The sequence below is a fragment of the Mycobacterium marinum genome (genome assembly GCF_003391395.1).
In the GTDB taxonomy this organism is placed as follows: domain Bacteria; phylum Actinomycetota; class Actinomycetes; order Mycobacteriales; family Mycobacteriaceae; genus Mycobacterium; species Mycobacterium marinum.
The window spans coordinates 3,105,191-3,125,486 of sequence record NZ_CP024190.1; the positions used below are offsets into that span (position 1 = coordinate 3,105,191).

At 65.6% G+C, this 20,296-nt stretch carries 15 protein-coding genes; 10 read left to right on the forward strand and 5 right to left on the reverse strand.

The features are described 5' to 3' along the window. Positions 1 to 655: 655 nt before the first annotated feature. From CCUG20998_RS12970 to CCUG20998_RS12985, 4 genes are all read left to right on the forward strand, one after another. Positions 656 to 1,936, forward strand: coding sequence for a PPE family protein (locus CCUG20998_RS12970; protein WP_012394398.1), 1,281 nt, complete (start codon positions 656 to 658; stop codon positions 1,934 to 1,936). Positions 1,937 to 2,022: 86 nt separating this feature from the next. Beyond that, a complete protein-coding gene (locus CCUG20998_RS12975; RefSeq protein ID WP_012394399.1) occupies positions 2,023 to 3,429 on the forward strand; it encodes a PPE family protein in 1,407 nt (468 codons plus the stop codon). 300 nt (positions 3,430 to 3,729) lie between these two features. After that, complete coding sequence (locus tag CCUG20998_RS12980; protein ID WP_020728948.1) at positions 3,730 to 4,050, forward strand: DUF732 domain-containing protein; 321 nt, start codon at positions 3,730 to 3,732, stop codon at positions 4,048 to 4,050. A 206-nt stretch (positions 4,051 to 4,256) separates the two neighbouring features. Then, positions 4,257 to 4,985, forward strand: coding sequence for an MgtC/SapB family protein (locus CCUG20998_RS12985; protein ID WP_012394401.1), 729 nt, complete (start codon positions 4,257 to 4,259; stop codon positions 4,983 to 4,985). A gap of 1 nt (position 4,986) precedes the next feature. Here the strand turns inward: CCUG20998_RS12985 and CCUG20998_RS12990 are convergent, their stop codons facing one another. The 3 genes from CCUG20998_RS12990 to CCUG20998_RS28435 are packed head-to-tail and all read right to left on the reverse strand — an operon-like array spanning position 4,987 to position 6,669. Continuing rightward, positions 4,987 to 6,186: an NAD(P)/FAD-dependent oxidoreductase gene (locus CCUG20998_RS12990; RefSeq protein ID WP_020728949.1), complete on the reverse strand. Its 1,200-nt coding sequence runs from the start codon at positions 6,184 to 6,186 to the stop codon at positions 4,987 to 4,989. Next, the gene (locus CCUG20998_RS28430) at positions 6,183 to 6,344 is read right to left on the reverse strand and encodes a hypothetical protein (protein ID WP_020728950.1); all 162 of its coding nucleotides are present in this window, start codon (positions 6,342 to 6,344) and stop codon (positions 6,183 to 6,185) included. Before CCUG20998_RS28430 ends, CCUG20998_RS12990 begins: the two co-directional genes overlap by 4 nt. Before the next feature lies 1 nt (position 6,345). Continuing rightward, complete coding sequence (locus CCUG20998_RS28435; RefSeq protein ID WP_020728951.1) at positions 6,346 to 6,669, reverse strand: alpha/beta hydrolase fold domain-containing protein; 324 nt, start codon at positions 6,667 to 6,669, stop codon at positions 6,346 to 6,348. A 261-nt stretch (positions 6,670 to 6,930) separates the two neighbouring features. Between CCUG20998_RS28435 and CCUG20998_RS13000 the strand changes: the two genes are divergently transcribed. The 4 genes from CCUG20998_RS13000 to CCUG20998_RS13015 all read left to right on the forward strand — a co-directional run bounded on the left by CCUG20998_RS13000 (position 6,931) and on the right by CCUG20998_RS13015 (position 10,840). Next, positions 6,931 to 7,881, forward strand: a complete 951-nt coding sequence (locus CCUG20998_RS13000) for a sterol desaturase family protein (protein WP_020725247.1) — start codon at positions 6,931 to 6,933, stop codon at positions 7,879 to 7,881. 120 nt (positions 7,882 to 8,001) lie between these two features. Beyond that, entirely contained in the window at positions 8,002 to 8,670 is a 669-nt protein-coding gene (locus CCUG20998_RS13005; protein WP_015355483.1) for an Rv1815 family serine proteinase, read from the forward strand. A 191-nt stretch (positions 8,671 to 8,861) separates the two neighbouring features. Next, complete coding sequence (locus CCUG20998_RS13010) at positions 8,862 to 9,362, forward strand: VOC family protein (protein ID WP_036455655.1); 501 nt, start codon at positions 8,862 to 8,864, stop codon at positions 9,360 to 9,362. Then, on the forward strand, positions 9,359 to 10,840 hold the full coding sequence (locus tag CCUG20998_RS13015) for an FAD-binding protein (RefSeq protein ID WP_036455656.1): 1,482 nt from the start codon (positions 9,359 to 9,361) through the stop codon (positions 10,838 to 10,840). The genes CCUG20998_RS13010 and CCUG20998_RS13015 overlap by 4 nt, the downstream gene beginning before the upstream one ends. A 45-nt stretch (positions 10,841 to 10,885) precedes the next feature. On the opposite strand, the gene CCUG20998_RS13020 is transcribed toward CCUG20998_RS13015, so the two are convergent. Together CCUG20998_RS13020 and CCUG20998_RS13025 are read right to left on the reverse strand one after the other, a co-directional pair. After that, positions 10,886 to 13,567 (reverse strand): PE family protein, encoded by a 2,682-nt coding sequence (locus CCUG20998_RS13020; protein WP_050674534.1) that lies wholly within the window; start codon positions 13,565 to 13,567, stop codon positions 10,886 to 10,888. A 566-nt stretch (positions 13,568 to 14,133) separates the two neighbouring features. Further along, the gene (locus tag CCUG20998_RS13025; protein WP_036449894.1) at positions 14,134 to 16,053 is read right to left on the reverse strand and encodes a vitamin B12 ABC transporter pemease/ATP-binding protein BacA; all 1,920 of its coding nucleotides are present in this window, start codon (positions 16,051 to 16,053) and stop codon (positions 14,134 to 14,136) included. Between the two features lie 103 nt (positions 16,054 to 16,156). Between CCUG20998_RS13025 and CCUG20998_RS13030 the strand changes: the two genes are divergently transcribed. Continuing rightward, complete coding sequence (locus tag CCUG20998_RS13030; protein WP_036455657.1) at positions 16,157 to 17,809, forward strand: acetolactate synthase; 1,653 nt, start codon at positions 16,157 to 16,159, stop codon at positions 17,807 to 17,809. A gap of 114 nt (positions 17,810 to 17,923) precedes the next feature. Next, entirely contained in the window at positions 17,924 to 20,260 is a 2,337-nt protein-coding gene (secA2, locus tag CCUG20998_RS13035) for an accessory Sec system translocase SecA2 (RefSeq protein ID WP_020728957.1), read from the forward strand. The last annotated feature ends 36 nt before the right edge of the window (positions 20,261 to 20,296 follow it).

Below are 20,296 nucleotides of genomic sequence, written 5' to 3' on the forward strand. Positions count from 1 at the left end.
ATCACGCATCAAATCCGGGAGGCCATGCGGCAGCCTTATCCGTTGGTAGCGTCGCACCGTCGGTCATTACGGTGGGTAGCGTGAAATTACTATATGAATTCATATTAGTGAAACTGTAATGTTGGTCTTAGTGGGACATTTCCGCTCGTTCGAGAATGGCGCCGCGTGATTTCGCCTGCAAAATGCAAATATGGACTTGTGCGTCAATAATCGCCCATCGATCGTGTTTGTCCTCTGCGTTGATGGTGAACGCGGCTCCGCCTGGGCGGTGGTTTGCCTTGAGTTGGGATATAACAGTGTCTAAGTGCATAGATAGTGGCGGCTGTGCATCGCTGAGCAGAAGCTTCACACGCGCCGCTGGGGCGGTGAGATCGATTTTTAACATCGAGATCACGCGGCGGGAACGCGGTGCAAATATGCCTCATCCAAGATCAACGTCATATGCGGCCATGGGGGCACGAATAGTGGCTAGACAAAGGACGATTTGGGATTTTTTTTCGCGGGGATATGAGATAGTTTTTGTTGTGGCTCGGTGGATCAATCATTGGAGAGTTCAGGGGGTGGTTAATGAGTTCGATAAGAGCCGAGGCCAGCATCGTGCGGGACTACAGCTTCGTGATTACCCTGGCGTTCAGCTAAGAACCGGAGGTAGCAGATGATTGACTTTGGGGCGCTTCCGCCGGAGATCAACTCGGGGCGGATGTATGTGGGGCCAGGCGCGGCGCCGCTGATAGCTGCGGCCGCGGCGTGGGACGAGCTGGCCGCCGAGCTGCAATCCATGGCAGCTTCGTATGGCTCAACGGTCCAAGGCTTGACCGTGGCACCGTGGACCGGTGCGTCGTCGATCACGATGGCGGCAGCGGCCGCACCCTACGTGACCTGGATCAATACCACGGGCGTTCAAGCCGAGCAGGCCGCCACCCAGGCGAAGCTGGCCGCCGGCGCGTATGAGACGGCATTTGCGGCCACGGTGCCACCGCCGGTGATCGCGGCCAATCGCGCGTTACTGATGGCGCTGATCGCGACCAACATCTTCGGACAAAACACTCCCGCTATCGCGGCCGCCGAAGCCCAATACCTGGAGATGTGGGCCCAAGACGCGGCGGCAATGTACGCCTATGCCGGCACTGCGGCCGCGGCCTCGGCGCTGACGCCATTTACCGAGCCGCCGCAAACCACGAATCCGGTGGCGGGGGCCGCTCAATCCGCCGCCGTGGCCCAGGCCAGCAGCACCGCCGCCAGCTCAGACGTAGTGTCCCAGCTGGCCGGACTGATCACCTCGGTACCGAATGCGCTGCAAACCCTCGCGACAACGAGCGCCGCACCGACCGCGGCGTCCATCCTGCCCGAGGTGTCCCTGCCTCCATGGCTCGCCACCAACCTGGCGAACTGGAATACCATCATGGCAACCCTGACCGGGCCATTCTCACTGCAGGGGATCAGTTCGATACCGGGTGGCCCGTTCCTGTCTTTCGGGCAGGTCTACGCCTACGTGCAAAACGCTCAGGGGCTCAACGCCTTCTACAGTCCGAAAGCGATCACCGGGACGCTGGCGCCGCTGGTTCCGGAGATCAGTCCCGGCGGCGTCGGATTGACTTCGGCGTCGGTATCGAACTCGGTATCGGGGACGATGGGGCGCGCCGCCCTGGTGGGCAGCATGTCGGTGCCGCAAGGCTGGACTCAGGCCGCACCCGCGATGCGACTGGTCTCATCAGTGCTATCCACCAACCTGGCGGCCGCGCCGACCGCTGGGCTACCGGGCGAGGCGGGGGTCTTCGGCCAGATGGCGTTGTCCAGCCTCGCCGGACGCGCCATGGGGGCCAGCACGTTTGGTTCGTCCAGTGGGGGTGCCGTGGCGAACTCGCTCGGCGGGGTTGTTGCCGAGGCCGACCCAGCCGCCGCCACCATCATCGTGATCCCGGCGCTCGACGAATAGGACGCCGACTGCCATGAATCACGAGAACTCCTACAGCAGCCCGGCCCGGGCGATCCAGGCACAGAAGTCCAGGTAAGGGGTACCGCATGTTCTATGCAGCGTTTCCGCCGGAGATCAACTCGGGCCGGATGTACACCGGTCCTGGATCGGGGCCGTTGCTGGCCGCCGCGGCAGCCTGGGACGCGGTTGCCGCGGAATTGCAGTCCACGGCCGCCGCGTTTTCCTCGGTGATCGCAAGCCTGACCAGCGGGCCATGGATAGGTCCGTCCTCGCTGGCGATGGCGGCCGCGGTTGCACCCTACGTGACGTGGATGGGCGCCACCGCCGCACAAGCCGCGCAGGCGGCGACACAGGCCACCGCCGCGGCGACCGCCTACGAGACCGCGTTTGCCGCACACGTGCCGCCGGTCGAGATCGCGGCCAATCGCGCGCAATTGGCAATGCTGGTGGCCACCAACCTGTTCGGCCAGAACACGGCGGCCATCGCCGCGGCCGAGTCGCAATACGCTGAAATGTGGGCACAAGACGCCACCGCGATGGACGGCTACGCCAGCTCGTCGGCGGCCGCCAGCGAAGTCACGCCATTTGCCGAACCACCGCAAGTCGTCAATGCTGCCGGGTTGGCCAGTCAAGCCGCAGTGGTGGGCCAAGCTGCTGCTGCCTCCCCGGCCGCCACCGTGCAGGACCTGCTGGCAACTGGCCCCATCTCCTGGTTACTGCAGTTGGGTGCCGACCTCAGCACCGGCTATACCGCAGCGGTCACCGCGCTGCTGAACGGCCTTTTCGGGCCATCCGGCGCGACGACCTATTTAACGCTGTACAACGCCATCAAGACTCCGCTGAACTTCACCACCGGGTTTAACGACATCGGCCTGCTGATCAACTTCCCCGCCTCGCAGTTCCTCAAGTTCGCCCCGCACCCCGGGCTCGGCCCGCTTCCCAAGGACGCGTTGGGAGGCGGCCTCGGGCTGGCTCCGCACTGGAACCAGGGCACGCTGTTCAGCGCGATACAGCCGGAGGCGATGACGCCGCACTGGGGGCGCGGCACCCTGGTCGGAAAATTGACGGTTCCACCGAGCTGGGCCGCGGCCACGCCGACCATCAGGACCGTGGCCGCCGCGCTGTCGGCCGCCGGACCCGAGGCCGTCCCGGCAGCGGCACTCGGCGAGGGAGGGCTGCTCAGCTCCATGGCAGTGGCGGGCATGCTCGGAAGTGCCTTTGGTGCCGGGGCCCCGGACGCGTACAAACGCGCCGGCGTCCGCAGTCGCCTCACTCCGCTCAAAGACCTCAAAGACGCCACTTCACCGGAAAAGTTGAAACGTCTGGTCGCGCAAATATCGGAGAAGCCCGAAAGTGTCCAGCACCATACTGTCGATCAGGAAGGTCTTGACAGCCTCTTGGAGCAGCTGGCGAAGAAACCCGGTATCCATGCTGTGCACCTGTCCAAAGGCGACAAAGCGAAAGTCGTTCCCACCGATGCGCAGCCAGGCTAGAGGGGAAGTGCAGTTCAATGTTGGAGCTACCCGATGATGGGCCCCGATGCCGGGATCTCGAAGCGTCTTACCCGCGCTGCGCTGCCACAATCGCGTCACTAGAGCGCCAAATAACCTGCGCGCCAAGAAGATTGGAACAGCATTCGGGGAATTTCGACTCGCAACGGTGGGCATCATCGATGTCAGTGCCGCATTCCGCTGCGGCAGTGGCTAGACCACACACATTTAACAGCTATGCCCCAGCTCGAGCTGGAATAATTGGCAATAGGCAACTGCTGTGGGATCGGAGAATGGCTAACAATGAAAGCGCTATTTGCTCTCCTCGGGCTGTCTGCCATGATTTGGCTGGCCGCGCCCGCGCACGCACACCCTGACGAAGGCGGGGGGGACGATGTCGGCTTTCTTGCCGCACTGCAAAATGCCGGTATCACTTATTCCAACCCGGACCAAGCCATCGGATCGGCCAAGGCGGTGTGCTGGTGTCTGGACGGCGGCGAGTCCGGCCTGGAACTGGTTCATGATGTGAAGACCCACAATCCCGGATTCAATATGGAGGCGGCATCGCAGTTCGCTGTGCTGGCGGCGACCTACTACTGTCCGCATCACCTCAGCCACGCCTGATCTAGCAGGCCGCGGCTTTCGGCTCAACCATGCGGCCGAAACGACATTGCCCAAATCGCACCGAATGGATCGCCCCTGAGCCGCCGGTAGGCCGTCGCTGAGTACCACCACGATGCGGCCGGTTCGCCTTGACTCCACCTGTCGTTAACCCAGGCGTGCTTAGCTGCCGTCGCCATCGTGCCGGTCAGGAAGGGAGTGCGACGCCAGTGCAGAACCTGAGCGTTGCTGAGTTCACACTTCGACTGGCGGTCGGACTCGGCTGTGGCGCCCTCATCGGCATCGAGCGGCAATGGCGCGCGCGCATGGCCGGGTTGCGCACCAATGCCCTGGTGGCAACCGGAGCCACGCTATTCGTCTTGTACGCGGTCGCGACCGAGGACAGCAGCCCCACCAGGGTCGCGTCCTACGTCGTGTCCGGTATCGGGTTTCTCGGCGGTGGAGTAATCCTGCGGGAGGGATTCAACGTCCGCGGCCTCAACACCGCCGCCACCCTGTGGTGCTCGGCAGCGGTGGGCGTGCTGGCGGCCTCCGGACACTTGATCTTTGCGCTGATCGCTACCGGCACCATCGTCAGCGTTCACTTGCTCGGACGCCCACTGGGCCGACTGATCGACCACGACAACGGGGTCGAGGAGGATGAAGGCCTGCAGCCCTATCGCCTACAGGTTCTCTGCCGCCCCAAGACGGCGAAGTACGCGCGCGCCCAGATCGTCCAACACATCGCCAGAAACGACATCATTCTGCGTGGCATTCACACTGGCCAGGCCAACGACGACAACATCGCGTTGACCGCCCACATCCTGTTGGACGGTCACACGCCCGCCAAGCTAGAGCGGCTGGTGGCCGAGCTGTCCCTGCAGCCAGGCATCTACGCAGTGCATTGGTACGCAGGTGAGCAGTCCAATCCCGTGCTGCCCGGCACCGAGCCGGACTGACCTACGGCCGGTCCTGCAGGTCCGGAGCGGCGGCTGCCAACAGATCCGCGCGATCTCGGGTCAGCGGCGGGTAGATCCGCTCAGTGTTGATGTTCTGCTTGGTGGCCTTGGCCTTCGCGCCACGCGACACCACCATCCGGTCCCACCCCTCGGTGTAGACCGCGCCGGCCGGTCCCAGATCGAGAACCGTTACGTACCAAGGAATCCGCAGGGCCAGCAGCGGCTCGCCGAACAGGTCGCTGATCACGTTGTAGCCCGCATACCGTCCCATCGGCCGCCCGTGCTGACACGACATCACCGACACGTGGTCGTCGTCTATCTGGGCGGCGGCCACATCGCCCGCAGCGAATATCTCGGGAACCCCAACCACCCGCAGGTAGTCGTCCACCTCGACACGCCCCAGCCGATCACGGTGTACCGGCAATTGTTCGGCCAGCGAATTTGCGCGCATGCCGGCGCACCACACCACGGTGGCCGCCTCGAGCAGCTCACCCGATGACAGCGCCACGCCAGCCTCGGTGACCGCGGTAACACCGACCGCGGTCCTGGTCTCAACACCGACCTCGGACAACGCTTCCTCGATCACCGGCCGTGCTGAGGCACCCATATCCGAGCCGACCACGGGGTTGTGGTCCACCAGTACCACTCGGGGGACGACGGCACTGTGGGCGAACAGCTTTGCGAGCCGAGCGGGCAGCTCGCAAGCGGTTTCGATGCCGGTCAACCCGGCTCCCACCACCACGACCGTGGCCGCGGCGGCCGCTGGCGGCCCATCGGCAACTTGTTGCAGGTGACATTGCAGCCGGACGGCACCCTCGTAGGTGTCGACATCGAATCCGAACTCCTGCAGGCCAGGAAGGTCGGGCTTGGCCACCTGACTGCCCGAGGCGAGCACCAAGCGGTCGTATTCGTACGTCTGGCCGTCGGCGGTGCGCACTCGGCGTGCCGCGGCGTCGATCCCGACCACCACCGCGGGAATATGTGAGACCCCGGCTGGATCGAGGAGGTCGGCGAGCGGGATCCGGCAGGTACTCAGATCGGTTTCGTAGTTGCGAACCCGGATATCGTGAAACGGTTTGGTACTCAACACCGTAATGTCGACGGACCCGGGCGGTACGGCGAGCTCCTCGACTCGCCGCGCGGCGCCCAGGGCCGCCCACAGTCCCGCGAAACCAGAACCAATCACCAGTACCCGGCTCAACCGCTCAGCCCCTCGCTCATCCGGGCTAGCGCCGCGGCCGCATCGCGGCCCGGCATCAGCAGCCACACGTGTAAACCTCTGTCGCGTTCATACCATCCGATGCCGAGCCCTTCGTCAGCGGCGCGCTCCCGCAACGCGCGCGCATCGGGATTGAGCACGTCATGAGTCCCAGTGAATATCGTCAGCCGGGGCGACGCTCGGGCTCAGCAGGGGAGCGCCCAGCGGATCTCCGCCCGCGTACCGCAGTCCCGCGTCGCGCAGCGCGAACGCGATCCCGCCCCCGGCCGAATCACCTCTGAACGCAACATAATTCGGGTTGCGGGTCTGCAAAATCCGGCGATAGAGCCGCAAGAGGAACGGGAACACCTCGCGGTAGGTGTGTTCGGGGGCGATGGGGTAGATCGGCACCGTCATGGTGCGGCGCAGGGGGTTGGCGAGTCTTGCAATCGCGGGCCAGTGGAAATGCGGCAACAGATCCGGCACGTACCCGCCGCCGTGCAGACATAGCAGGTGAGGTTCAATCCCGTGTCCCCGGACAGTCGCGGGCTGACCTCATAGACCGTGGGTGGGCGGCCCAGCGGTCCAGCTTGGCAACGGGAAACAGTCGGTAGCGCCGACCGGAGGCGCGTAACAGCCGGTAGGGCATGCTGGGCTTGCGCGGCGGGCGGTCCATGGCGCTACCTCCACGATTGCCGGGCCTTTTGGCCCTGGGACGGCAAACCGGATATCAGTAGTCTGTCTAACGTGAGTGCTCTACCAGGCTTCCTCGCCGTCTTGCCCGGCGAAATGCGCGATCCGGTGTTGTTCGCCATCCCATTTTTTCTGTTCCTGTTGACGGTCGAATGGGCGGCCGCTCGCAAGCTGGAAAAACTCGAGGCAGGCGCCACCGAAACACCGCGGCCGGTATCGGGCTCCTACCACACCCGCGATTCCGTCGCGAGCATCTCGATGGGCCTGGTATCACTGGTCACCATCGCTTTCTGGAAGACGCTGGCCTTGCTGGGTTACGCGGCCATCTACACCTATGTCGCCCCGTGGCATCTTTCGCCGGGGCGCTGGTACACCTGGGTCATTGCGATCGTGGGCGTCGACCTGCTGTATTACACCTATCACCGCATCGCTCACCGAGTCCGGTTGATCTGGGCCACTCACCAGGCACATCACTCCAGCGAATATTTCAACTTTGCCACCGCGTTGCGGCAGAAATGGAACAACAGCGGCGAGGTGCTCATGTGGGTTCCGTTGCCGCTGTTGGGGTTACCGCCCTGGATGGTGTTCTTCGGGTTTTCGGTGAGCTTGATCTACCAGTTCTGGGTGCACACCGAGCGAATCAACAAGCTGCCACGCTGGTTCGAGTTCATTTTCAACACTCCGTCGCATCACCGGGTGCACCATGGGATGGACCAGATGTACCTGGACAAGAACTACGGGGGCATCCTGATCATCTGGGACCGGCTGTTCCGCAGCTTCCAGGCGGAGACCGCTCGGCCGCACTACGGACTGACCAAACCGGTCGACACGTTCAACATCTGGAAGCTGCAGACGCGTGAGTATGTGGCGATTGCTCGCGATTGGCGATCGGCGACAAGGCTGCGTGACCGGCTAGGCTACGCGTTTGGGCCGCCGGGGTGGCAACCGTCGACGACGGCAACACCTCGGGCCGAGGATGCAGCCGCCGTGACCACGTCTGGCTAGCGTCCGACTTAGCCGATGTAACGGCCGGGGGGCCGTTGACGAAAAGTTATTCGTCAAGTCGAGATACGCCGTAACGTCTAACTGTGGTCGGCATTGCGCCGGCCCCGAAGGGTAGATTCCATGGTTCGCCGCCTGGCATTGCGTGCTTTCGCCGTATCAGCCACGACCGCGGCCCTCGCGTTCGCGTGGGCGCCGGCCGCACGTGCCGAACCGCCGCTGGTGTTCCCCGGCATGGAGATCCACCAGGACAACCACGTCTGCACCCTGGCCTGGGTCGATCCCGCGATGCACATGGCCTTTACCGCGGGGCACTGCCGAGGCGACGGACCGGTCACCGACCGGGGCAACGCCATCATCGGGCAGCTGCGGGCCTTCCGCGACAACACACCCAGCGGTACCACGGTGGCCACCGATCAGACGATCGAAGACTACGAAGCGATCATGCTGGTTGATGGGGTGCGGATCAGCAACATCATGCCGGGGGGACGCCCCTTGACCTCAAACCCGGGTCTCGCGCTGCAGCCTGGCCAAGCGGTCTGCCATTTCGGCATCACCACCGGGGAAACGTGCGGGACCGTCGAGAGCGTCAACAATGGGTGGTTCACCATGACCGGTGGCGTCGAAAGTCAGCGGGGTGACTCCGGCGGACCCGTCTACCTTGCCGGCGCAGGGCCAGGGCAGCTGGTGGGGATCTTCAACAGCATCTGGGGCGATTTTCCCGCCGCGGTCTCCTGGCAGCGCACCTCTGACGAGATGCGCCAGGATCTCGGAGTGCCGTTTGCCGGCTAAAACGCCCGCGGTCGCGATTCGGCCGGAATCCCAGAGTCGCTGACACCGCTGCGTCCGACCGACCACCTACCCGCGCCGCTCGCCGAATTAGAACGTGTTCACCTGGGCCCGGCGTTACCGCCACTAGTGACGATGGCAAAGTTCCTCTGCGCTCTTTCTGGGCTCAGCGGGCTGAGCTATCCTGCGAGACGATGAACCTTTCTGTCCGGTCGCCGACACAGATTGCGTGGGTCACCCCGGATCTGGATGCTACAGAAGCAGCGCTCACAGGCTTATTGGGCGCTCGCAAGTGGGTGCGGATACCCGATGTGCACTTTGCTCCGGACAGCTGCAGCTATCGAGGCAAGCCCGCCGACTTTGTCGCGAGTATCTCCCTGAGCTATCTCGGCGACATGCAGCTGGAGCTGATCTCTCCGGTCTGCGGAGAGAATATCTATAGTGACTTTCTGCGCGATTGCGGGCCGGGCCTGCATCACATCTGTCTGGAGGTCGAGGGCCCCGAGCAGCTTGAGATCGCACTGGCCGAGGCCGCTGACCACGGCGCCAGCGTGGTCCAGCGCGGCTCGATGCCGGGGGGAATTCAGTTCGCCTACGTCGCGGCACCACAGGCGGGGGTGCCGTTTGTGGAAATTGCGTACTTCTCGCCGGAAATCAAGGCGTTTTATGACTACATCAAACGGGAGCAGCGTTGAACACCGAGATACCAGCGACGGTTAGCTCAGACACGGTGACCTCATGGACGGATGACGTCGATGTGGTGGTAATCGGCTTCGGTATCGCCGGGGGATGCGCAGCAGTCGCGGCGGCCGCCGCCGGCGCCCGGGTGCTGGTGCTCGAACGTGCAGCCGCGGCGGGCGGAACCACATCGCTGGCCGGAGGGCATTTCTATCTGGGCGGCGGAACGGCGGTCCAGCAGGCGACCGGTCACTCGGACACACCCGATGAGATGTACAAGTACTTGGCTGCGGTGTCGCGCCAGCCCGATCACGCCAAGATTCGCGCTTACTGCGACGGTAGCGTCGAGCACTTCAACTGGCTCGAAGACCTCGGCTTTCAGTTCGAGCGTAGTTACTTTCCCGGGAAGGCGGTGATCCAGCCCAACACCGAGGGATTGATGTTCACCGGCAATGAGAAGGTTTGGCCCTTCTTCGAAAAGGCGGTGCCGGCGCCACGCGGCCACAAGGTGCCGGTTCCGGGTGACACCGGCGGCGCGTCGATGGTGATCGACCTGCTGCTCAAACGAGCCGCGAGCCTGGGGGTGCAGATCCGCTACGAGACGGGCGCCACCGAACTCATCGTGGACGGCTCGGGAACGGCGGCCCGGGTAGCCGGAGTGATGTGGAAGCGGTTCACCGAAACCGGCGCGATCAAGGCGAAGTCGGTGATTATTGCTGCCGGGGGATTTGTGATGAACCCCGAGATGGTCGCCAAGTACACCCCGAAACTGGCCGAGAAGCCGTTCGTGCTCGGCAACACCTACGACGACGGGCTGGGCATTCGGATGGGAGTGTCGGCCGGCGGCGCCACCGAACACATGGATCAGATCTTCGTTACCGCTCCGCCGTACCCGCCATCGATCCTGCTGACCGGCGTCATCGTCAACAAGCTCGGACGGCGTTTCGTCGCCGAGGACTCATATCATTCCCGCACGGCGGGGTTCATCATGGATCAACCCGACAGCGCGGCCTATCTGATCGTCGACGAGGCACACCTGCAGCATCCCAAGATGCCGCTGGTTCCGTTGATCGACGGGTGGGAGAGCGTCGCCGAAATGGAAGCCGCACTTGGCATTCCGGACGGCAATTTGGTTGCGACGCTGGATCGCTACAACACCTGTGCCGCGCGCGGCGAGGATCCCGACTTTCACAAACAGCCGGAATTCCTTGCCCCCCAGGACAAGGGGCCATGGGGAGCATTCGACATGTCGCTGGGCAAGGCGATGTATGCCGGCTTCACCCTCGGTGGACTGGCCACATCGGTCGACGGCGAGGTGCTGCGAAGCGACGGGTCGGTGGTGGCGGGTCTATATGCGGCCGGCGCGTGCGCCTCCAACATCGCCCAGGATGGCAAGGGCTACGCGAGCGGTACGCAGCTGGGGGAGGGATCATTCTTCGGGCGCCGTGCCGGAGCCCATGCCGCGGCGCACGCGGGCGCCCGCGTGGCCCCCTGAGTTATCACGGCACGTCGTGTCGATCGCCGCGGCCGTCCGGCACCGCTAGCTAGCCGCCGCCGGGAAATCCCCGCCGAGCAACACGATGTGCGTCATCGGAGGGGCGGCTTCGCCGTTGATGCCGTCTTCGCCGAGCAGCAATCCACGGCTGCCCGCGTCACCGCCGATACCCGCGAGCACTCCGGAAGCGCCGTTGCCGCCGTTGCCGCCGGTGCCGATCAACACGGCGTCGCCGCCCTGGCCGCCGTCTCCGCCGCTGCCGCCGGCCGCAAGAAGGTCGCCCTGCCCGCCGGCGCCGCCCGCGCCGCCATCACCGACTATTTGTCCGCCGGAGCCACCGGTTCCGCCGGCGCCACCATCGCCGTTGGAACCGCCGCCGGCGCCACCGGACCCGCCCGACCCGAGCCACCCGGCATTCCCACCGGTGCCGCCGGTTCCGCCGCCGGTGCCGCCGAAGCCGCCGAACCCGCCGACCCCGGCGTCGGAGAACAGCAAACCGGCATTGCCGCCGCGTCCGCCGGCACCACCAATACCCGTGCTGGTGCCGACTCCGCCCACCCCGCCGAACCCGCCGGTCCCGCCGCTGCCGAACAAGAACCCGCCGTTGCCGCCGGCACCGCCCGCGCCTCCGTCGGCGTTGAGTCCCAGTTTCGCAATCCCGTCGCCGCCGCTGCCGCCCGATCCGCCCGGGCCGCCCAGCAGGCCGGCATTCCCGCCCGCCCCGCCGACTCCGCCGGCACCATCAATGCCGCCGGTGAATCCACCGGCCCCGCCGTCACCGCCGCCGGCGCCGAAAATCCCGCCGAACAGACCACCAGCGCCGCCGGCACCCCCAGCGCCTCCGGTGCCGCCGTCAACCAATGAGGGGGCGACTCCGCCGCCTCCGCCGGTCCCACCGGCGCCCAACAGTCCGCCGGCACCACCAGCCCCGCCCACACCGCCGCCGGCGCCGGCCCCGGCCCCACCGGCTCCACCAGCGCCGCCGTCGCCAAGCAGGAATCCACCAGCCCCGCCGGCACCCCCGGCCCCGCCGAATCCGGGGTTGCTGATCCCCGTATTCGCGCCGGCACCGCCCGCACCGCCGGCACCCACCAGCCCGGCCGCACCGCCGGCACCGCCGGCGGCTCCCGGGGTCGCAGCGGCAGACCCCCCAGCTCCGCCGTCGCCGAGCAGCCAACCGCCCGGCGCGCCAGCCTCCCCGCTACCCGCGGAACCGGGCAGGCCGTTGCCGATCAGCGGGCGCCCGGTCAGCTCCTGGACGGGTGCGTTGATTGCAGCCAGCGCCTGCTGTTGCAGGGCGTGCACGGGGGAACTACTCGCCGGGGCGTTGAATCCGTCTGCGCCCAGCAGTAGCCCGCTGATTCCGCCGCCGCCATCACCACCCGGCGTTTCTCCTACTCCGCCGACTCCGCCGTTGCCGCCATTGCCGATCAGGACGCCATTGCCCCCGAGGCCACCGGCGCCACCATCATTGCCGCCCTGCCCGCCGGCACCGCCTGCTCCGCCGTTACCCAATAGCTGTCCACCGACGCCGCCCCGGCCGCCGGCGCCTCCATCGCTGATCGTGCCGAAGCCACCGGCGCCGCCGGCCCCGCCGCCGCCCAGCCAGCCCGCGTCCCCGCCGGCGCCGCCCGCTCCGCCGTCGATCGAGCCGGCACCACCGACCCCGCCGGACCCGCCGCTGGAGAACATCAGCCCCGCGTTGCCCCCGGCCCCTCCGGCGCCCCCGTCACCGTCAAAGGCGTGACCGCCTGCCCCACCGGCGCCCCCGGTGCCGAAAAGCAGGCCCGCGTCACCGCCGGCGCCGCCGTCACCACCCGAGTGACCGCCGGTTGCGCCCATGCCGCCGGCACCACCCGCGCCGCCAAACAGGCCGGCCCTTCCGCCGTTGCCACCATCTCCGCCGGCCGCGCCGAGCCCGCCGCTGCCACCATCACCACCGCCGGCACCGACCAGACCCGCCAACAGCCCACCGGCCCCGCCGGCCCCACCGTTGCCGCCGACGTTGCCGGACCCGCCGACCCCGCCGAGTCCGCCGGCCCCGAATAGGCCGCCGGCCCCACCGTCACCACCGGTTCCACCGGTCAGGAAGCTCGCCCCACCGGCTCCGCCCACCCCGCCGGGGCCGAACAACAGCCCACCGGCCCCGCCGGTGCCGCCGTTCCCGCCGTTTGCGGTATTGCCTAACGGCGAGTTTCCGCCGGCTCCGCCAGCGCCCCCAGCGCCAATCAGCCCGGCCGCCCCGCCGTCGCCGCCGGCCTGGCCGGCCGCACCCGAGCCGCCCGCACCACCGTTGCCGAGTAACCAGCCGCCGGCCGCCCCGTTTGCGCCGGTCCCGGGCACACCGTTGGCGCCGTTGCCAACCAACGGCCGCCCGGTCAAGTCCTGCACTGGTGTGTTGATGGCGTTGAGCGCAGTTTGCAGCGGGTCTTGCAGGAACGATGCGTTGGCCGCTTCGGCGCCGGAATAGGCTTGCGCACCGGCGGCCAAGACCCGCTCGAACTGGGCGTGAAACTCCGCGACTCGAGCGCTGATCTGTTGATACGCCTGACCGTGGCCGGAAAACAACGCCGCGATCGCCGCCGAAACCTCATCCTCAGCGGCAGCCACGATCCCCGTCGTCGACCCGGCCGCGGCCGTATTCGCGGCATCGATCACCGACCCGACACCAGCCAGATCGGCCGCAGCCTCCGCCACCATGTCCGGCACCGCCAGCACAAACGCCATCACGTTCTCCTCCCAGAACCAAATACCAACGAATCTCGCTGGATCGGCCAGAAAAACCTGCCGCTAACGAGGTTGGGTCGGGACATTACGCGACGGCATGCCAAAAATGTCCTAATTGGAAACCATTTTAATTCCGGGTTCGATGAATTGTTGAGACACGAATGACTTTCAGCGAGATAGCGCAATAGGCGGATCGATCGAAGCAAGTTGATGCCCGAATATTCATCACACTCGGAATATCGCCCGGGTCAGTGTCGGTGCGCCATGTGCCCGGCCGCGGGTGGTCCAGTCAGACTGCGGGAGAGTGGGTTCCAGTAGTATCGCGGCGGCCTGCCATGGTGGGCGATGACGAGAAGATAAACAATTCCTGACCGGTTGAATTAGCATCCCGAAGATGTCGATTAATTCACCGGATGGTGAGCCGTAGATTTATTGCTGGCTGGTATCCGCAATTGACGCCGAGGTGGGTGGCGGGCCATGAATTCGCCATGCAATAGCTCTGATGAACGGGACCGCTCGTCGGCTCTGGCGAAAAGGCTGCCGCTTCCGCCGGGAGCGGGGTGTCGTTAGGCCGGTGCCGGCTCCTGGTTCACCGGACCCAGCCGCCAAGGGCCGCCGCCGAGCAATTCGAGCTGCTGGTTATGCAGTCGCTCCAGGGCGGGTCGATGGCTGACGCTGACCACAATGCAGTCCGGTAGCTCGTTGCGCAGTAACTCGTAGAGCGCGAACTCGAGACCGGTGTCCAGCGCCGACGTGCTTTCGTCAAGGAAGACGGCTTTGGGTTTGGTCAGCAGAATCCGGGCAAACGCCACCCGCTGTTGCTCACCGGGAGAGAGGACTTTCGCCCAGTCGCGTTCTTCGTCGAGGCGGTCGCACAGCGGAGCCAGGGCGACCTTGGTCAGCGTGTCGCGCACCGCCTCGTCCGGGATGTCGTAAGGGGAATTCGGGTAGCACACCACGACTCGCAGCGAGCCCAACGGCACATAGGGCAGCTGCGACAAGAACATCGTGTCGTTGGCACCGTCTGGGCGGCTCAGAGTTCCCGAGGCGAACGGCCACAGCTCGGCCAGGCTGCGCAGCAACGTCGTTTTGCCAGAGCCCGACCGGCCGGTGATCACCAGTGAGTCGCCGCGGTCGAGCCGGACATCCAACGGGTCGATCAATCGATCTCCAGCGGGGGTGCGAACCTCAACATCGGTGAGTTCGACGGACTCGTCGCTGCTTGGCTTGGTCAATACCGCAGGCAGTGCGCGCCCCTTCTCGTTGGCATCGACCAAGCCGTGCAGACGGATGATCGCCGCCCGGAAAGAGGCAAATGCGTCATAGTTGTTACGGAAGAACGACAGCGAGTCGTGAATGTTGCCGAAGGCCGTGGCCGTCTGGCCGACGTCGCCGAAGTCGATCTGCCCGGCAAACAATCGCGGCGCCTGGATCACCCAGGGCAACGGCACGATGGTCTGGCTCACGGACAAGTTCCAGCCGTTGAACGCGATGCTGCGGCGGACATATCGGCGATAGTTGCGGATGACCGGTAGAAAGCGGCGCTCCAACTGTGCGCCTTCCACCCGCTCGCCGCGGTAGAAGCCCACGGCCTCGGCCGCATCCCGCAATCGCACCAGCGCGTAACGGAAAGCGGCATTGAGCTTTTCGTTACGGAAGCTGAGCCAGATCAGCGGCCGCCCGATGACGAACGAGATGATCGTTGCCACCAAGACGTAAATCAGCACGGTCCAGAACATCGCCCGCGGGAATGACAAGCCGAAGATATTCAGCGTGCCGGACAGGTTCCACAGAATCGCGGTAAAGGAAATCACCGAGATGATCGACTGCACGGCCCCGAACAGCAGCGTGCTGGCGGTCCCATTGGACGGCTGATTAGGTGTTCCCCCGGCGCCCGCGGTGAAGACGTCAATGTCTTGCTGAATACGCTGGTCGGGGTTGTCGATCGTTTCGTCGATGAACAGATCCCGGTAGTAAGCCCGACCTTTGAGCCAGTCCTTGGTGAGATGGTCGGTGAGCCACACCCGCCACGCGATGATGAAGCGCTGGGTCAGGTATATGTCGGCCATGACGCGGGCCACGTGTATTACTGCCATGACGCTGAAGACCCCGATGGACATCCAGAATCCTCGTACGCCTGAGCGTTTCACCGCTTCGTCACTGGCGGCGGTGCCCTGGAAGGCCTTCTGCAATGCGGTGTACATGTCATTGCCCTGGTAGCTGAACAGCACATTCAGTCGCACCGCCAGCACTACCGAAAACAACAGCACACCGAGCATCAACCACACGCGAATGCTTTTGGGGCCGATGAAGTACTCGGAGGTGATTCGCCAGAACTGCCGGCCCCACGGCGTGAAGAACTTGAAGAGGGCCAACGCGGCGATCACGCAGACGGCGCTGATCGCCCACGCTTTAGCCACCCAAAACACCGAATCTACGAATGCGCTGGACCAGTCGATGGAGGGCGTAAACGGCTTCGGGCCCAAGATCGGTACTCCTCACGGTCGAGGTGTTGAGGTGATTGCTCAATACAAATCCTTCGGCGAAGGTACCCGAAGGAGGTGGCTAGGCTTCCCAAATATGACGGACATGAGCACCGACGCCGCCCCAGTCCAAACCGTTCATGCCGGCCGGCTTGTCGCCCGCAGGCTGCGCGCCAGCGGTGTCGACACCGTGTTCACCCTATCGGGCGGCCATCTGTTTTCGCTCTATGACGGCTGCCGCGACGAGGGCGTCCGGTTGGTCGATACCCGCCACGAACAGACCGCGGCGTTCGCCGCCGAAGGCTGGTCGAAGGTCACCAGGGTGCCGGGCGTGGCGGCGCTGACGGCCGGCCCCGGGGTCACCAATGGCATGAGCGCAATGGCCGCCGCCCAACAGAACCAGTCGCCACTGGTGGTCCTGGGGGGCCGGGCACCGGCAGGGCGATGGGGGATGGGCTCGCTGCAGGAAATCGACCACGTGCCGTTTGTGGCGCCGTTGACCCGCTTTGCCGCCACCGCCCAGTCCGCCGAGGATGCCGGTCTCCTGGTCGACCAAGCGCTGCGGGCCGCGGTGGGCTCCCACTCCGGGGTCGCCTTCGTCGATTTCCCGATGGACCACGTGTTTTCCATGGCAGAAGATGACGGTCGGCCGGGCGTTCTGACCGAGCAACCGGCAGCCGCACAACACCCGGCCCCGAACGGCCGGGAAATCGATCGGGCCGCCGAGTTGCTCTCGCGGGCCCAGCGCCCGGTCATCATGGCCGGAACGAATGTCTGGTGGGGCCACGGGGAGCGCGCGCTGCTGCGCCTTGCCGAAGAACGGCAGATTCCGGTGCTGATGAACGGGATGGCGCGTGGCGTCGTGCCCGCCGACCATCCACTTGCCTTTTCGCGGGCCCGATCAAAAGCGCTGGGCGAGGCCGACGTCGCGCTGATTGTCGGCGTGCCGATGGACTTTCGTCTGGGCTTCGGCGGAGTCTTCGGGCCGCAGACCCAGCTCATCGTGGTGGACCGCGCCGAGCCCGAACGCCAGCATCCACGACCCATTGCCGCCGGCCTCTACGGGGACTTGAGTCAGATCCTGGCGGCGCTGACCGGACCTGATGCTGGCGACCATCAGAGCTGGATCCGCGAACTGCGCGACACCGAGACCGAGGCACGCGAACGGGAGAAGACCGAACTCGCTGAAGCTCGGATCCCGCTGCACCCCATGCGGGTGTACGCGGAATTGGCGCCGCTGCTGGATCGCGATGCGATCGTGGTCATCGACGCGGGCGATTTCGGGTCCTATGCCGGGCGTGTCATCGACAGCTACCAGCCGGGCTGCTGGCTCGACAGCGGCCCGTTCGGCTGCCTGGGATCGGGGCCCGGCTACGCCCTGGCCGCCAAGCTGGCCCGGCCGGAGCGTCAGGTGGTGCTGCTGCAAGGCGATGGCGCATTCGGGTTCAGCGGAATGGAATGGGACACGTTGGTCCGCCACAACGTGCCGGTCGTGTCGGTGGTCGGCAACAACGGCATCTGGGGTCTGGAGAAGCACCCGATGGAAGCGCTCTATGGCTATTCGGTGGTGGCCGAGCTGCGCCCGGGAACCCGCTACGACGAAGTGGTACGCGCCCTAGGCGGCCACGGAGAGCTGGTGGCCGCGCCCGCTGAACTTCGTCCCGCGCTGGAACGCGCCTTCGCCAGCGGGCTTCCGGCCGTCGTCAACGTTCTCACCGACCCGAGCGTCGCCTACCCGCGCCGATCAAACCTGGCCTAGGCGGCTCGCCGCGCGTCGCGGGCAGCGAGCGTGCGCAGTTGTACAGCGGCGCCCGGCGTGTCGCGCACAAACACGCACGCTCGCCGCGGTTTGGGCGTCGCGTACCGTTGGGCTGTGTCCAAGACCACGCGCGCCCAGTCGGGCCGCCTGAGCAGCCGATTCTGGCGGTTGCTCGGCGCCACAACGGAAAAGAATCAAAACCGGTCGCTCGCCCAGGTGACCGCTTCAGCTGACTTCGACAAAGAAGCCGCCGACCTCAACGACGAAAAGCTGCGCAAGGCGGCCGGGCTGCTCAATCTGGAAGACCTCGCCGACTCCGCCGACATTCCCCAGTTCCTCGCGATCGCGCGGGAAGCGGGCGAGCGGGCGACCGGGCTGCGACCGTTCGACGTGCAGTTGCTTGGCGCCCTGCGCATGCTCGCCGGCGACGTGATCGAGATGGCTACCGGTGAGGGCAAGACTTTGGCCGGCGCGATCGCGGCCGCTGGCTACGCGTTGGGCGGTCGCCATGTCCACGTCGTGACCATCAACGACTACCTGGCCCGCCGCGACGCGGAGTGGATGGCGCCACTGCTGGAAGCGATGGACCTGACGGTCGGCTGGATCACCGCCGAATCAACCGGAGCAGACCGCAGAGCCGCATACGAATGCGACGTGACATATGCCTCGGTCAACGAGATCGGCTTCGATGTGTTGCGCGACCAGTTGGTCACCGATGTCGCCGACCTGGTCTCACCCAATCCGGATGTTGCGCTCATTGACGAGGCCGACTCGGTGCTGGTCGACGAGGCACTGGTCCCGCTGGTGCTGGCCGGGACGACTCACCGCGAGACACCGCGGCTGGAGATCATCAAGCTGGTGGGCCAACTCGTCAAAGACAAGGACGCCGACGAGTACTTCGCCACCGACGCCGACAGCCGCAACGTCCACCTGACCGAGGCCGGAGCGCGCAAGGTCGAAAAGGCGCTGGGCGGCATCGATCTGTACTCCGAAGAGCATGTCGGGACCACGCTGACCGAAGTCAATGTGGCCCTGCACGCCCATGTGCTGCTGCAGCGCGACGTGCACTACATCGTGCGAGACGACGCGGTTCACCTGATCAACGCGTCGCGCGGTCGCATCGCACAACTGCAGCGCTGGCCCGACGGGCTGCAGGCGGCGGTGGAGGCGAAGGAAGGTATCGAAACCACCGAGACCGGAGAGGTGCTCGACACCATCACGGTGCAGGCACTGATCAATCGGTACGTGACCGTGTGCGGCATGACCGGAACCGCGTTGGCGGCCGGTGAGCAGCTGCGCCAGTTCTACAAGTTGGGCGTGTCGCCGATACCGCCGAACACCCCCAACATTCGTGAGGACGAATCCGACCGGGTGTACATCACCGCGGCGGCCAAGAACGACGCGATCGTTGAACACATCGCCGAGGTACATGACACGGGACAGCCGGTCCTGGTCGGCACCCGCGACGTTGCCGAGTCCGAAGATCTGCACGAGCGGCTGTTGCGCCGCGACATTCCCGCGGTGGTGCTCAACGCCAAAAACGATGCCGAAGAGGCTGCGGTCATCGCCGAGGCCGGCACCCTGAGCAGGGTCACCGTCTCGACCCAGATGGCCGGGCGTGGCACCGATATCCGGTTGGGCGGATCCGATGAAGCCGACCACGACCAGGTCGCCGAACTGGGCGGGCTGCACGTGGTGGGCACCGGCCGCCACCACACCCAACGGCTGGACAACCAGCTGCGCGGCCGCGCCGGGCGCCAGGGCGATCCCGGATCATCGGTGTTCTTCTCGAGCTGGGAAGACGACGTTGTCGCGGCCAACCTGGACGGCAACAAGCTTCCGATGGAAACCGACGAAGACGGCCAGATCGTCAGCGCCAAAGCGGCCGGGCTGCTCGACCACGCCCAGCGAGTTGCCGAGGGCCGCATGCTCGACGTGCACGCAAACACCTGGCGCTACAACCAACTGATCGCCCAGCAGCGCGCCATCATCGTCGACCGGCGCAACACGTTGCTGCGCACCGCAACCGCACGCGAGGAACTCGCGGACTTGGCGCCCAAGCGGTACCAGGAGCTATCCGAGACAGTGTCCGAGGACCGCCTCGAGAAGATCTGTCGGATGATCATGCTCTATCACCTCGACCGGGGCTGGGCAGATCACCTGGCATACCTGGCCGACATCCGGGAAAGCATTCACCTGCGGGCGCTCGGTCGGCAGAATCCGCTTGACGAGTTTCACCGGATGGCGGTGGACGCGTTTGCCTCGCTGGCCGCGGACGCGATCGAGGCGGCACAGCAGACCTTCGAAACCGCCAACGTTCTCGAAGACGAGCCCGGGCTGGATCTGTCCAAATTGGCCAGGCCCACGTCGACATGGACCTACATGGTCAACGACAACCCACTGTCCGACGACACTCTCTCTACGCTGAGCCTGCCCGGCGTCTTCCGGTGAGCCGGGGCCGCAACCGTGCAGCCGGATTCATGTTCG

What these genes read in the sequence shown, in the direction of transcription:
- CCUG20998_RS12970 (WP_012394398.1), top strand. Translation starts at nt 656, where the DNA reads ATGATTGACTTTGGGGCGCTTCCGCCGGAGATCAACTCGGGGCGGATG.
- CCUG20998_RS12975 (WP_012394399.1), top strand. Translation starts at nt 2,023, where the DNA reads ATGTTCTATGCAGCGTTTCCGCCGGAGATCAACTCGGGCCGGATGTAC.
- CCUG20998_RS12980 (WP_020728948.1), top strand. Translation starts at nt 3,730, where the DNA reads ATGAAAGCGCTATTTGCTCTCCTCGGGCTGTCTGCCATGATTTGGCTG.
- CCUG20998_RS13005 (WP_015355483.1), top strand. Translation starts at nt 8,002, where the DNA reads ATGGTTCGCCGCCTGGCATTGCGTGCTTTCGCCGTATCAGCCACGACC.
- CCUG20998_RS13010 (WP_036455655.1), top strand. Translation starts at nt 8,862, where the DNA reads ATGAACCTTTCTGTCCGGTCGCCGACACAGATTGCGTGGGTCACCCCG.
- CCUG20998_RS13020 (WP_050674534.1), bottom strand. Translation starts at nt 13,567, where the DNA reads ATGGCGTTTGTGCTGGCGGTGCCGGACATGGTGGCGGAGGCTGCGGCC.
- CCUG20998_RS13030 (WP_036455657.1), top strand. Translation starts at nt 16,157, where the DNA reads ATGAGCACCGACGCCGCCCCAGTCCAAACCGTTCATGCCGGCCGGCTT.